This window comes from Allosphingosinicella sp. (assembly GCF_036387215.1).
In the GTDB taxonomy this organism is placed as follows: domain Bacteria; phylum Pseudomonadota; class Alphaproteobacteria; order Sphingomonadales; family Sphingomonadaceae; genus Allosphingosinicella.
Genome location: NZ_DASVUE010000251.1, coordinates 1 through 13,180, shown reverse-complemented (window position 1 = coordinate 13,180; position 13,180 = coordinate 1). Strand labels below are relative to the sequence as shown.

Annotated in this window: 13 protein-coding genes; 7 read left to right on the top strand and 6 right to left on the bottom strand. The window is 65.7% G+C overall.

Translation table 11 applies throughout. The features are described from left to right. The 5 genes from VF662_RS10320 to VF662_RS10300 all read left to right on the top strand — a co-directional run. Positions 1–692 (top strand): sensor histidine kinase (locus VF662_RS10320; protein ID WP_464140666.1); only part of this gene is annotated, 692 nt, incomplete at its 5' end. Positions 693–736: 44 nt separating this feature from the next. Next, positions 737–1,483, top strand: coding sequence for a hypothetical protein (locus VF662_RS10315; RefSeq protein ID WP_464140664.1), 747 nt, complete (start codon positions 737–739; stop codon positions 1,481–1,483). A gap of 73 nt (positions 1,484–1,556) precedes the next feature. Further along, positions 1,557–1,916: an ArsR/SmtB family transcription factor gene (locus VF662_RS10310; protein WP_464140662.1), complete on the top strand. Its 360-nt coding sequence runs from the start codon at positions 1,557–1,559 to the stop codon at positions 1,914–1,916. 31 nt (positions 1,917–1,947) lie between these two features. Then, complete coding sequence (locus tag VF662_RS10305) at positions 1,948–2,430, top strand: SRPBCC family protein (protein ID WP_464140659.1); 483 nt, start codon at positions 1,948–1,950, stop codon at positions 2,428–2,430. Between the two features lie 513 nt (positions 2,431–2,943). Beyond that, positions 2,944–4,479: an OST-HTH/LOTUS domain-containing protein gene (locus VF662_RS10300; protein ID WP_464140657.1), complete on the top strand. Its 1,536-nt coding sequence runs from the start codon at positions 2,944–2,946 to the stop codon at positions 4,477–4,479. Between the two features lie 415 nt (positions 4,480–4,894). Here VF662_RS10300 and VF662_RS10295 read toward each other — a convergent pair whose 3' ends face one another. From VF662_RS10295 to tpiA, 3 genes are all read right to left on the bottom strand, one after another. Beyond that, positions 4,895–6,547 (bottom strand): CTP synthase, encoded by a 1,653-nt coding sequence (locus tag VF662_RS10295; RefSeq protein ID WP_464140655.1) that lies wholly within the window; start codon positions 6,545–6,547, stop codon positions 4,895–4,897. 65 nt (positions 6,548–6,612) lie between these two features. Next, entirely contained in the window at positions 6,613–7,056 is a 444-nt protein-coding gene (gene secG, locus VF662_RS10290; protein ID WP_464140653.1) for a preprotein translocase subunit SecG, read from the bottom strand. 66 nt (positions 7,057–7,122) lie between these two features. Then, a complete protein-coding gene (gene tpiA, locus VF662_RS10285) occupies positions 7,123–7,866 on the bottom strand; it encodes a triose-phosphate isomerase (protein ID WP_464140651.1) in 744 nt (247 codons plus the stop codon). A gap of 123 nt (positions 7,867–7,989) precedes the next feature. Between tpiA and VF662_RS10280 the strand changes: the two genes are divergently transcribed. Beyond that, positions 7,990–9,942 (top strand): peptidylprolyl isomerase, encoded by a 1,953-nt coding sequence (locus VF662_RS10280; RefSeq protein WP_464140649.1) that lies wholly within the window; start codon positions 7,990–7,992, stop codon positions 9,940–9,942. Between the two features lie 10 nt (positions 9,943–9,952). Beyond that, positions 9,953–10,552, top strand: a complete 600-nt coding sequence (locus VF662_RS10275) for an anthranilate synthase component II (protein ID WP_464140646.1) — start codon at positions 9,953–9,955, stop codon at positions 10,550–10,552. Here the strand turns inward: VF662_RS10275 and VF662_RS10270 are convergent. From VF662_RS10270 to VF662_RS10260, 3 genes are read right to left on the bottom strand one after another with little or no spacing between them, the layout of a single operon-like run. Then, complete coding sequence (locus tag VF662_RS10270) at positions 10,525–10,776, bottom strand: hypothetical protein (protein WP_464140644.1); 252 nt, start codon at positions 10,774–10,776, stop codon at positions 10,525–10,527. The two genes, VF662_RS10275 and VF662_RS10270, sit on opposite strands and share 28 nt — an antisense overlap. 13 nt (positions 10,777–10,789) lie before the next feature. Next, positions 10,790–11,323, bottom strand: coding sequence for a prephenate dehydratase (locus VF662_RS10265; protein ID WP_464140642.1), 534 nt, complete (start codon positions 11,321–11,323; stop codon positions 10,790–10,792). Continuing rightward, positions 11,320–13,050, bottom strand: coding sequence for a 3-deoxy-7-phosphoheptulonate synthase (locus tag VF662_RS10260; RefSeq protein WP_464140640.1), 1,731 nt, complete (start codon positions 13,048–13,050; stop codon positions 11,320–11,322). The genes VF662_RS10265 and VF662_RS10260 overlap by 4 nt, the downstream gene beginning before the upstream one ends. Positions 13,051–13,180 lie beyond the last annotated feature (130 nt).

Here is a 13,180-nt window from a genome sequence, read left to right as displayed (position 1 = left end):
GGGAGTGGCTTTCGTGGGAGATCGTCTCGGGCCTCACCCACGACCGGGAGGGACGGCCGGTGGGGCTCCATGTCGTCGGCCGCGACATCACCGAGCGGAAGCGCGCGGAGGAGCATCAGCGGCTCCTGATCAACGAGCTCAACCACAGGGTGAAGAACACGCTGGCGGTGGTGCAGAGCATCGTCCAGCAGACGCTCGGCAAGAGGGGCATCGATCCCGCCGCCCGCGAAGCGCTTGAGGGGCGGCTCGCCGCGCTTGCCTCGGCGCACGACATCCTCACCCGGGAGAGCTGGAGCGCGGCCCCGATGAGCGAGATCGTGACGAAGGCGGTGACGCCCTTCTGCAGCGACGACAGGTGCACGGTGGAAGGGCCCGACATCCGCCTCGCGCCGCGGACCGCGGTGAGCATGGCGCTGGCGGTGCACGAGCTTGCCACCAACGCTTCCAAATACGGGGCGCTGTCCGGGCCGGAGGGGCGCGTGACGGTGAGCTGGGCGGTCCAGGACGGGCGGCTCCTCTTCACCTGGCGCGAGGAAGGCGGTCCTCCCGTCTCCGTCCCGGCTAAACGCGGCTTCGGCAGCCGGATGATCGAGCGCGGCCTCGCCGCGGAGCTTCACGGCACCGCCGAACTCGAGTTCGCCGAGACCGGCGTCGTTCTGACACTGAACGCTCCCGTTCCCGAAGCCGAGTAAGGCCGCGGTCAGGAACCGCGGCGGGAACGGGCGGTTGGACTTTCATGCGCCTCGTGTTTCTTTTGTCGCTGTTGCTCGCGGCATGGGCGGACGGCGGGCGGCAGCCGGCGAGCGACCGGACTGCCGATGCGCAGGCTCCAGCCGCTCCAGCCGTTCCGCCACGGGCAAGACCTTCACCTGTGGCGGGCGCTTATTCCGGCTTTGCGCCGCCGCGGGTTCCGGAGGATTCCGTACTGAGCCGAATGCTCGCCGCGATCGCGCCGTTCCAGGCGCACCAGCAGCCGTGCATCGCAAGAAAAGAACTGGGGCCGGACCATTCGATCGAGCAGAGGCGCAGGAGCAAGGTGATCTGGTCCGACAGCATCGAGCTCCAGAACCGCATCAGAGCCGCGCACGGCAGCCGCATCCTCGTGATGACGCCCGACGTGTCGGCGGGTGCCGATAAAGCGCGCTTCCTGGTGAAGGTCACCGGCCACGATCCCCTCCCCGCCTACCGCCTCGGCGGACGCGCGCGCGACGTGCCGGTAGTGGTCGAATATGGAATGCCCTATTCCGCCGACCAGCTGCGGCAAAAGGTGAGCGCCGCCCACGCCGGCCTCATGCGCCTGCTCCCTGATGCCCAAGGCTGGGGCGTCAGCGAAGGCTATGGCCTCGGAGCCCTGTTCATCCATGTCTATTCCCCCACCGGCCAGCCCCCTCCAAACCTCACACGCCTGTGCGAGCAGCTGAGAGAGGCGGTGGGGATGCCGGTGCTGCTGAGCTATACGACGGGACGGATGAGCCTCCAGTAGCAGGCGCGGCTAGCGCCAGGGGATCCTTCCCTGGCGCTTGCGGAGCGGAGAGTAAGGCGCTAAACTGAACTATATGGTTCAGTATTCATCTGCCCGTCTCGACGCCTCCTTCGCCGCGCTTTCCGACCCCACTCGCCGCGGTGTTCTGGAGCAGCTCAGGGGTGCGGACGCCTCGATCACCGATCTTGCCGACACGTTCCAAATGACCCTCACAGGCATGAAGAAGCACGTCGGCGTGCTGGAGCGGGCGGGCCTCGTGACGACCCGGAAGGTGGGGCGCGTTCGAACTTGCCGGCTCGGGTCAAGCGCCCTCGATGAAGAAGCGGCCTGGATCGAGCAATACCGGCGGGTCTGGGAGACCCGCTTCAACCAGCTGGACGTGATCGTCGAAGAACTCATGACAAGGGAGAAAACGGATGAGCGAGACAGGTAGCAAGGCCGGCCCGGCAAATAGATCAGCGACGGTGGAACGGCGATCGGACCGGGAGCTGGTGGTCACGCGAACAGTCAATGGTCCGGCGAGGCTCGTATTCGAGGCCTGGACGAAACCCGAGCTGTTCCAGCGTTGGTGGGTGCCGAAATCCTTCGGAGTGACCTTGATCTCCTACGAAGCGGATGTTCGGACCGGTGGCACCTACCGTCTCCTCATGGGCCATCCTTCTTCGGAGCAGCCGATGCCGTTCTTCGGGAGGTATATCGAAGTAACGCCGCCCTCCCGCCTCGTCTGGACCAATGAGGAGGGCGACGAAGCCGGGGCAGTCACCACTGTGACCTTCGAGGATAGGGGCAGCGAGACGCTGGTCATCGTGCAGGATCTATACCCTTCGAAGGAGGCACTGGACGAGGCAATCGCATCCGGAAGCACGAGCGGCTGGGGCGAGCAGTTCGAGCAGCTGGACGCGCTTGTCGTCGCCCTTCCGTCCGGGTTCAGCTTGCCGCCTGGGTGAGCGGCGCGGCATGCCATCCGACCGCTATCGCAAGGCAGCGGGGATGATGCTATACATAATTGCCATCCGCAGAGAGTGTACGATGAACACAGCAGGCAATTTAGCCAAATCACTCCTATCTCGTCTCGCCCAGGCCGTAAATCAACGCTTCTGGAGACGATCCACTCGTCTCCGCTTGGTGGAAGACAAAGCGTTTAGGGAAATACTAAACCGGGAGCAACTTTGGCTGCGCCTAGTCGAGGGCGAAATGTTTTGCTCATCCTGCAGCAATAGGCTTACAGAGGAATCTATTGCAGGCTTGGTTGTAGTGGGCGGGCGATACGAAGGGGTGTGTGCAACGTGCAGTGGTCAGACATCACTGAATTGAGCAAATGGGAAATTCTTCTTCTCTTGCTTGCGATCCTAGGTGCTGTCGAACTAGCGGGTAAGGGCCTCGGCCGATTAGCGCCCGCATTCCCGTGGCTGTGGCGATGGCAGTCAGCAATCTGGAAAGCCCTGTACGATGCCGCGGGCGTGCAGACGTTTAAGCGCAAGGCTGTGTCTTCCCGCATAGAGGAAATTCTTAATCAGACGGCATCCAGGCTGCAGAGGTACTTGCCAGGCGGCTGGACGCCGCGCGCGAGAATAGCTTGGGTGCGTCGCCCTAGGGAGGCGGTATTTCGAGAGGGTGATATCATCTTGCGCGTCAGGCCGCAGGAAAACCCTGACCATACATTGATGAACTCTCTGTGGATGTACTTCCACCAGTCATTGTTTCCCGACACACGAGACGTCTTGCCTGATTCGATTATTTCGAGCGTGGCTCTAGCCGTTGTACGGGCAGGCCTAGCAGAGACGCACCCTTATCTCCTGAATGAATTCGATACAAGGTTTATAGCGCTAGCGCGGGAACGAAAACAGGATAGACTCGATCTATATGCAGATTGCACCCGGCTAAATGAATTTGGATTTCTAATGGGCCCATTTGTGAGAGAGGTAGATCATCTGGGCCATACGCACCGATTCAACGCCGCCAAGGAGGTAGTACTTACGACCGTTCGGGCGATGATTGATCACATGCTTGCGTTCCAACCTATCCTGCTCCGGGACAAGCCTGCTGAAGACTGGAAGTTTAAGGGACCGACCGCATCATACGCGTTCTTGCTAGTGTCGCGCCCCCCAGAATCACGTCCCGACCTTCAAAACTATGTAAACCGTGCAGTACGACATGCCGAAGAGAGAATCGACACAATATACGTGATGGGCCGCTCTTCCGAAAGAAACTTTATGTATAGAGTGCTGGAGGCAATTGCGAGCTTGAGAGGTCTGAAGGGCAGGGAAACCTTTGCTCTATATCGAGATTATTGGGGCGAACCAGGAGGTATAGCTGCAACGTTCACTCGCGATCCAATTCTAAAAGAGCTGACGTTGAGCCCCCGGAAGGTTCCCTCCTACCCAGCTGCAGACGATGAGCCGGGCGGCGCTGTCACTCTCGTGGATGATCAGATGACACAAGTACGAAGGGAGGCCTTAACTTCTACATCAAAAGAGCAGCCGCTGATACCTGCACTTGATCCTGAACTTACAAAGACGCTCGACGACGTGGTTGTCCGACTGTCAGATTACGAAGGAGCATGGATAACACTTGCGGAACTAGGGAACGAATTAAGACAGCAGATCCCCGGCTTTACCCCTAGCGATTACGGCGAGAGGAATTTGATGTCGGTCCTTAAGCGCCTCCCTCAATTGGAATTTGATGAGGATCAAAAAACCACAGGAAGAGTGTGCGTGCGCGTCAAATCCGGCTATTCAGCTGTGTTAGGGGACAAGTCTCGCCGACTAAACGAGGCGGGGTCGGAGGTTGCGAAGATGCTAAGGCGACACTCTCCTGGGTGGACCTATCTCGCTCAGGTCGGTTTGTTGATGAGAAGACATTTAGCTAACTTCGATTATCATAGGTTTGGGTTTTCTACTCTCCATGATTTCATAGAAGCAGTTCCATGTTTAGAAATGGATAAACGAGGTGAAGGTCACTCAAACACGTACGTTCGCGTACGTGATGCAGTTTAGCTTCTGATGAAACGCTGCAGTGGGAGTGCCGAGTTATCGAAGTTATGTTTCAACAGCTTGAGGGAAGGCCAATTACATTATTCGGAACCCATGGGCCGTAAGTGATCAGCCGCTGACTGAATGAGATGTGTCCGGATCAGGCGCCCGCTTCTGAGCAAATCGCATTGCTTAGGCTGACTCGGTATGACCTGGAGTGTTCGCCACCGTTGTTTGATTACAAACAGCAGGTTCGGTGCCGGGCACAATAAGCCGGCTCTCCTTCACCCAGCCTTGATAAAGCTCGCGAACTACGAGTGCGTATCCTTCGACTGGAACACGCCTCTCCGTTCGGGCTCCGCTCAGGACGGTCCGGGTATGGGCTTTCGGCTACGTTTGACCGCCATCAGCAGAAAACTTTTGGATCCAGTAGCCTGCGCTACACCAACCTGCTCTGCTTCACCGCCGCCTCGATGAAGCTCGCGAACAAGGGGTGCGGGTCGAACGGTTTGGACTTCAGCTCCGGATGGAACTGCACGCCCACGAACCAGGGATGGTCCGGGCGCTCGACGATCTCGGGGAGCGCTCCGTCGGGGCTCATTCCTGAGAAGACGAGGCCGCCCTGCTCCAGCGCGTCCTTGTAGTGGACGTTGACTTCGTAGCGGTGGCGGTGGCGTTCGCTGATCACTTCCGAGCCGTAGATCGAGCGGACGTGGCTGTTGCCGTCCAGGCGGGCTTCGTAGGCGCCGAGGCGCATCGTGCCGCCGAGATCGCCGTTCGCCTCGCGGCGCTGGGCGAGGCCGCGGCTGTCCATCCACTCGGTGATGAGGCCGACGACGGGCTCGTCCGTATCGCCGAATTCGGTGGTGCTTGCGCCCGATATGCCGGCGGTATTGCGGGCGCCCTCGATGCAGGCCATCTGCATGCCGAGGCAGATGCCGAAGAAGGGGACGCTCCGCTCGCGCGCGAACTGGACGGAGGCAATCTTGCCCTCGGAGCCGCGCTCGCCGAAGCCGCCGGGGACGAGGATGCCGTGCACCGGCTCCAGCATCGGCGCGACGTCGCTGCCGTTCTCGGCGAAAAGCTCCGCGTCGAGCCAGTTGATGCGGACCTTGACGCGGTTGGCGAGGCCGCCGTGGATCAGCGCCTCGGTGAGGCTCTTATAGGCGTCCGGTAGACCGACATATTTGCCGACGACGCCGATCGTCACCTCGCCCTCGAAATGTTCGAGCCGGTCCATGATGTCGTCCCAGCGGGAGAGATCGGGCGCGGGCGCATCGGCGATCCCGAAGGCGCGGAGGACTTCGGCGTCGAGGCCCTCGCGGTGATATTGGAGCGGGACGGCGTAGATGCTCTTCGCGTCCAGGGCGGGGATTACGGCTTCCTTCCGCACGTTGCAGAATTGGGCGATCTTGGCGCGCTCGCCGTCGGGCAGCGGGCGATCGACGCGGCAGAGGAGAAGGTCCGGCTGGATGCCGAGCGAGGTGAGATCGCGAACGCTATGCTGCGTGGGCTTGGTCTTCAGCTCGCCCGCCGCCGCGATATAGGGGACCAAAGTCGTGTGGATGAAGACGGCGTTCTTCCGCCCCTGCTCGTCGGAGCCGAGATCGTTGCGGAGTTGCCGGATTGCCTCGATGAAGGGCAGGCTTTCGATATCGCCGACGGTGCCGCCGATCTCGCAGATGAGGAAATCGAGGCCGTCCAGCTCGGCGCGGGCAAAGCTTTTGATCTCGTTGGTGACGTGCGGGATCACTTGGACGGTGGCGCCTAGATAGTCGCCGCGCCGCTCCTTGGCGATGATGTCGCGGTAGATGCGGCCGGTGGTGATGTTGTCCGACTGGCGGGCGGGGACGCCGGTGAAGCGCTCGTAGTGCCCCAAGTCGAGGTCGGTCTCGGCGCCGTCGTCGGTGACGTAGACTTCGCCATGCTGGTACGGGCTCATCGTGCCCGGATCGACGTTGAGGTAAGGATCGAACTTACGGATGCGGACCTTGTAGCCGCGCGCCTGGAGGAGGGCCGCCAGTGAGGCGGCCATGAGGCCCTTGCCAAGCGATGAGACCACGCCGCCGGTGATGAAAATGAACCGCGCCATGGGAGGACAGCGTTAAGCGCTGCGACGGCTTGGGGGCAAGCCGCCGAATCGCCGACAAGCGAGATTTATTGCTTCGGCTGCGCCCCGTTGGCGAGAACCGGTGCTGCCGGCGCCGTGGCGGCCGGTGCGGCGGGAACGTCGCCGGCCTGCTGCGCTGCGCCGGCGAGCGGATCGTTGTTCGGGCTCGGCGGAGCGCCGGTGATCGGCGCGGCCGGAGTGCCGGTCAGCGGGCCGGACGGTGTCGCCGGCATCGGCCGGGCGAGCGAGGCGTCGATGTCGCTCGGAGCGCGCTGGACGGTGGCGAGCGCCGCAAGGCCGATCGACAGGATGATGAAGAGCGTCGCCAGCACCGAGGTCGCGCGGGTGAGGAAATCCGCGGCGCCGCGGGCCGTCATCAGGCTCCCGCTCGAGGAGGCGACGAGGCCGCCGCCTTCGGACCGCTGCATCAGGATGACGGTGACGAGCGAAGCCGCGATGAGCGTCTGGACGATGAGCAGGAAGGTGAACATGAGTGCGCGGCTTCTTCAGATTTCGAGGAGGTGTCGCGGGCGATCTAGTCGATCGGCGCCCGGGGTTCAACCGCGGCCGGCGGCTTCGATGATCGGCACGAACTGATCGGCAGTGAGGCTGCAGCCGCCGACGAGCGCTCCGTCGACGTCGGGAGTGTCGAAGATCGCGGCCGCATTGTCGGGCTTCACCGAGCCGCCGTAGAGGATTCGGATTCGCCCGCCGCGCTCGCCATAGGCACCGACCAGGTGGCGGCGGATCTCGGCGTGGATCTCGCCGATATCCTCACAGGTGGCGACCTTGCCGGTGCCGATCGCCCAGATGGGCTCGTAGGCGACGACGAGCTCGGCATCGCGCCAGTCGTCGGGGAGCGAGCCCGCAAGCTGGGCGGTGCAGATCGAGGCCGCCCTCCCCGCCTCGCGCTCCTCGGCGCTCTCGCCGATGCAGACGATGGTCTGGAGGCCCTGGGCGAGCGCCGCCTCCGCCTTGGCGCGGACGATCGAATCCTCCTCCCGGTGGTCGGCGCGGCGCTCGGAATGGCCGACGATCACTAGCCTTGCGCCCACTTCCTTCAGCATCGAGGCGGAAATGTCGCCGGTATGGGCGCCGCTTTCCCGATGGTGCACGTCCTGGGCGCCGATCGGGAGGCCGCCGGAGCGGGCGACCGCAGGCGCGATCAGGGTGGCCGGCGTGCAGATGGCGGCATCGACGCCCGGGGTCCGGCGCGCCGCCTCGGCGATCGCGCTCACCTCCGTGAGGGCGGCGAGGCTGCCGTTCATCTTCCAGTTGCCAACCACCAGCTTGCGACGCACCTTCGCTTCCTTTCGAACCGTTTCGGGCGCGGCCTAGCAAGCGCGCCCGGCCCCGCCAAGCTTGCCCGGCGCAGAACGCGCTTCTATGGCATCCCGCACTTTCCCAATATTGTCGGAACACAGATGCTCTCGATCTTCCGCAGCAAGCATTCCCAGAAATTCATGGTCGCGATCCTCGCGCTCGGCCTGTTCGCGATCGTCGCGACCGGCTTCGGCACCGACGGGATGGGCGGCCTTGGCGGGGTGACCGGCGGCGGCGGCGGGCAAAGTCTCGTGTCGGTCGGCGGCGAAGCGGTGACCCCGAACGAGGTCGGCGACCAGGTGAACCGCCAGCTCGACCGGGCGCGGCAGCAGGAGCCGGAGATGGACGTCGCCACGTTCGTTCGCGCAGGCGCGTTCGAAGAGGTGCTGCGCCAGCTCGTCTCGCAAAAGGCGATGGTGGCGTTCGCGGAGAAGGTGGGGATCGGCGTTTCCAAGCGGATGGTGGACGGCCAGATCGCGAGCATCCCGCAATTCAAGAACATCGCCGGCCAGTTCGACCAGCAGGCGTTCCGGCAGGCGCTGCAGCGTGAGAAGATCACCGAGGACCAGCTCCGGCGGGAGCTGGCGGGCGTGCTCATCCAGCGCCAGATCCTGCTGCCGGTGGCAGGATCGCCGTTCGTGCCGCAGGCGATGGCGACGCAATATGCCTCGCTCCTGCTCGAGCAGCGGAGCGGCACAGTCGGCCTGGTGCCAGCAGCGGCGATGGGCGTCGGACGCGAGCCGACCGATGCCGACGTCGCCGCTTTCTACCGCCAGAACCAGGGCCGCTACACGATCCCGGAGCGGCGCGTGATCCGCTACGCTCTGATCGGCCCGGAGCAGGTGGCGGCGGCGGTGAAGCCGACCGAAGCCGAAATCGCGGCCGTCTACCGGCAGAACCAGGCGCAATATGGCGCCAAGGAAACGAGGACGCTGAGCCAGGTCGTGCTTCCGGACGAAGCGGCGGCGCGCGCCTTTGCAGCGAAGATCGCGGGCGGGACCAGCTTTGCAGCGGCGGCCGCTCAGGCCGGCTTCGGCGCGGGCGACATCGCGGTCGGCAACCAGGGCCGCGAGCAGTTCGCGCGGCTGAGCTCGCCTGCGGTCGCGGCGGCAGCCTTCGCCGCTGCGCAGGGCGCGACCACCGCGCCCGTGCGCTCGCCGCTCGGCTGGCACGTCGTGCGCGTGGATGCGATCAACAGCACCGCCGCCCGGCCGCTCGCGGCAGTGCGGGGCGAGATCGAACAGCGGCTCTCGCAGCAGAAGTCGGTCGAGGCGCTCAACAACCTCGTCAGCAAGGTCGAGGAGGCGGTCGGCGAAGGATCGAGCTTCGAGGAAGTGGCGCGTGCCAACGGCCTCACTCTTCAGGAATCGCCGCCCGTCACCGGAGCGGGGCTTCAGCCGGGCGTCTCCGGCTGGCAGCCGCCGGCCGAGCTCGGGCCGCTGCTGAAGCCAGCGTTCGACATGAGCGTGGACGACGATCCGGTGGTGGAAGCGATCGTGCCGAACCAGCGGTTCGCCCTCTTTGCGGTCACCCGCATCATCCCGGCCGCGCCTCCCCCGCTCCAGCAGATCGGCCAGATCGTGAAGGCGGATCTCGTCAAGCAGCGGGCGTTCGAGCGCGCGCGTGCGGTGGCGACGGCGCTGGTCGCCAAGATCAACGGCGGCATTCCGGCGCGGCAGGCGTTCGCTGAAGCCGACGTGAAGCTTCCCGCGCCGCAGGCGGTGAAGGCGCGGCGGATCGACATCGCCCGGCCGAACCAGCCGGTGCCGCCGCCGCTCGCCATGATGTTCAGCCTTCCGCGCGGCAAGGCGCGGCTGCTTGCGGCGCCGCAGGGCGCGGGCTGGTTCGTCGTCCATCTCGAGCAGACCGTGGCGGGCAATGCCGCGACTGCGCCGCAGCTCATCCAAGCGACGCGCAGCCAGTTCCAGCGGATCGTCGGCGAGGAATATGCGGCCCAGTTCAGCCAGGCGGTCGAGAAGAGCCTCAACGTCAAGCGCAACGACGATGCGATCCGCGCCGCCAAGCAGGAGCTGCTGCGCGGCGGCCTCCGCTGACGCCGGCGCGGTGATCCTGGTCGTCGACAATTACGACAGCTTCACCTGGAACATCGTCCATTACCTGCGGGAGCTGGGAGCAGCGGTCGAGGTTGTCCGCAACGACGAGGTGAGCGCCGCCGAGGCGATGGCGGCGGGTGCGCCCATCCTGATCTCACCCGGGCCGGGGACGCCCGATCAGGCGGGCATCTCGCTGGAGCTGGTGGCGGCGTGCGCGGAGGCGCGCCGGCCGCTGCTCGGCGTCTGCCTCGGCCACCAGGCGATTGGCCAGCATTTCGGCGGCCGGATCGAACGGACCGGGCGGCCGATGCACGGCAAGGCCTGCGCGGTCGAGCATAACGGGACGGGCGTCTTCGCCGGCCTCCCCTCCCCCTTCACCGCCGCCCGCTACCACTCGCTGGCCGTGGCGGCCGACGGGCTGCCGAACTGCCTGACCGCGAACGCGACGGCGGGTGACGCGACCGTGCAGGGCCTCCGCCACCGGACGCTGCCGATCCATGGAGTCCAGTTCCACCCGGAGAGCGTCGCCAGCGAATACGGCCACGAACTGCTCCGTAATTTTCTGGAGCTTGCGGGGCAGGTTCAAGCGGCCTCGGCGGAGGCTCCGTAGAAACCGGGGAAACCGATCAGCGTTGCCGCCGATTGCCGCGCCGAAGCGTGCACCATGAATTCGAAGTCCCTGAGGTAGCTCGCCATCTCCGGGCTGCCCGGCTCCTGCGGCGGAGCGACCGTGGCCAGATAGGCGGCGTGGCGGCCGCCGATGCCGATCTCGATCAGGCGGCCCATCAGCTCGATCGCCTCCTGCGGCTGCCGGTCCGGAACGAAGATTTCCATTAGTCTCTCCCCCTCAATTGCTGCGACGCCTGACGACCGCGAAGACCGTCATGTTGTCGGGATCGTCCTGCATGTCGTGCCGGAGCACCTTCAGCCCGTAGGCGCGGGCCGCGGCCTCGGATGCGAGAACGCCGATGCTCGGCTCGCTCAGCTCCTTTGCGGCCAGTGCGGTGTTGGTCGCCGGCCTGCCCTCAAGACCGAGCCGCTCAAGCGACCTGGCGCATTGGCGGAGCGCAATCGGGTGGCTCGTCACCGCCTCCAGGCCGGAAAGCTCGGCGCCGGCGAGGCCCAGAAGGTGCATCCGCACCGGCAGCGGGCACAGCCGCTCCACCTCTACGTCGGCGGCGGGGAGAAGCCGGCTCACTTCCTCGACTTCTCCGGCACGGCTGTTGCGCACCGGAAGCATCCCGGCCTCGGCCTCTCCCCGTTCGACGGCAGCGAGGACTGCTCCGAAATCCGGCACCGCGACGGCGCTCAGATCCCGCGCGAATGCGAGGCAGGCTTCATGAGCGAAGGCGCCTTCGGCTCCGGCATAGGCGATCCTCATGCCGCCCGCTCCCGCTGCAGCGCGGGGCCGGACATGCAGTCGGCTGCGAAGGCGGCGACCTCGATGCTCTGCTCCCCATTGAGCCTCGGATCGCAGAGGCTCTCGTAGCGGCGGGACAGATCGGCGGGCGAAAGGCCGCTGCGCCCCCCGATGCATTCGGTCACCGGCGCGGCGGTCGTTTCCAGATGGAGCCCACCGGCGTGAACGCCCTCGGCGGCAGCTATGTCGAAATAGTGCCGGATCTCGGTCGTGATCTCGTCGATCAGCCGGGTCTTGCGGCCGTTCACGACGCGGCCGTTGCCGTGCATGGGATCGCTCACCCACAAAACCTTGCGGCCCTCCGCGCGGGCGGCCCGCATCAGGTGGGGGAGCGTTCGCCCGATCTCTTCGGCACCGAAGCGGCCGATCAGGACCAGCCGCCCCGCCTCGTTCGCCGGATCGAGCCGGTCGATCAGGCGGAGGAGTTCGTCCGCGCGCAAGCCCGGGCCGCACTTGAGGCCAATCGGATTGGCGATGCCGCGCGCATATTCGACATGCGCGCCGTCGAGCTCGCGGGTGCGCTCGCCGATCCAGACCATGTGGGCGGAGGTCGCCCAGCAGCGGCCCGTGCGCTCGTCGCGGCGGGTGAGCGCCTGCTCGTAATTGAGCAGGAGCGCCTCGTGGCTGGTGTAGACGCGGGGCCCGGCGCCGTTCAGCGCAGCCTCGGACGCGAACGCATCGAGCATCTTGGCGGTGGCGAGCGACTGCGAATGGGCGCGGAGCAGCCGCTGCGGATCGGGGCGGCGGGCGGCAGGGCTTCCCTCCACGCCGTTCACCGCATCGCCGCGATAGGTCGGGATCGGTCCGCTCTCTCCCGCCTCCATCGCCGTGCTCCGCGGCTTGGCGAACTGGCCTGCACCGCGGGCGACGTGAACGACCTCGCCGGGGATCAGCCGCCCCAGATCGAGGAGGAGCCGGTGATTGGCCCGGACGCGCTCCAGGCTGAAATCGGCGAAACTCTCCGCGCAATCTCCGGCCTGGAGGAGGAACGCCCCGCCCTCGGCCGCGCGTGCGAGCGCCTGCTTCAGCTCCGCCGCTTCGCTCACCGCCACGACCGGCGGCGCCTCCGCGAGACGCTGCTCGACCTCGGCAAGCTTCGCAGCGCTCGGATAGATCGGCATCTGCGCCGCCTTGCGGCTGCGCCAGCTCCCTGGGGACCAGGCGAGCTCCTCGCGCGCGGCAAGGCGTCCGATCGCGGCGGCGACTGCAGTCCCGGCCTCGTCGAGCACCTCTTTCAGGACTGCGAGCCCCTGCGGCAGCGGCGGGAGCGGCAGCGCGAGCACGGCAATCGCGCCGCCGCTCACGGCGAGCGCGAGCGCTTCCGCCTCCGTTGCAGCCCGGATTACACTCGGAGCGGAGCCCAGGCTGTGCCGCAGGGCGGCGCGGAGCGTATCGTCGCCGGAGGCGATGACGATGTCCGTCCGCGCCTGGAGCTGGAGGCTGTGCGCCATCAGCTCGCGCCAGACGTGCCGGACTGCGGGGGCGGCAGTGGCCGAGGCACGCGCCTCCAGCCGCCCGATCACTTCGGCCTCGCGTGCCGGGCAGAGCTTCAGGGCATTGGGATCATCGCTTTTCGCGGCGGCGATTTCGCGCGCCGCATCGAGGCGCCGTTCGATCAGATCGAGAATCCGGTCGTCGATGCCGTCGATCATGGACCGCAGGCGGTCCAGCTCGGTGTTCGTCTTCATGGTGCAGACCTTCGGCCGCGGCCAGGCCGCGCGCCTTCTTCAGTGTCGGGAGATTTGAGGCCTAGAGCTTACCCGGCACGCCCTCAGGCGTACCGGCCCGTAAAGCTGAAGAAGCGGAGGCCGTTCGAGC

Excerpts from the sequence above, each read along its gene's own strand:
- VF662_RS10315 (WP_464140664.1), top strand. The coding sequence starts at position 737 with ATGCGCCTCGTGTTTCTTTTGTCGCTGTTGCTCGCGGCATGGGCGGAC.
- VF662_RS10310 (WP_464140662.1), top strand. The coding sequence starts at position 1,557 with ATGGTTCAGTATTCATCTGCCCGTCTCGACGCCTCCTTCGCCGCGCTT.
- VF662_RS10295 (WP_464140655.1), bottom strand. The coding sequence starts at position 6,547 with ATGGCGCGGTTCATTTTCATCACCGGCGGCGTGGTCTCATCGCTTGGC.
- secG (WP_464140653.1), bottom strand. The coding sequence starts at position 7,056 with ATGTTCACCTTCCTGCTCATCGTCCAGACGCTCATCGCGGCTTCGCTC.
- VF662_RS10280 (WP_464140649.1), top strand. The coding sequence starts at position 7,990 with ATGCTCTCGATCTTCCGCAGCAAGCATTCCCAGAAATTCATGGTCGCG.
- VF662_RS10270 (WP_464140644.1), bottom strand. The coding sequence starts at position 10,776 with ATGGAAATCTTCGTTCCGGACCGGCAGCCGCAGGAGGCGATCGAGCTG.
- VF662_RS10265 (WP_464140642.1), bottom strand. The coding sequence starts at position 11,323 with ATGAGGATCGCCTATGCCGGAGCCGAAGGCGCCTTCGCTCATGAAGCC.
- VF662_RS10260 (WP_464140640.1), bottom strand. The coding sequence starts at position 13,050 with ATGAAGACGAACACCGAGCTGGACCGCCTGCGGTCCATGATCGACGGC.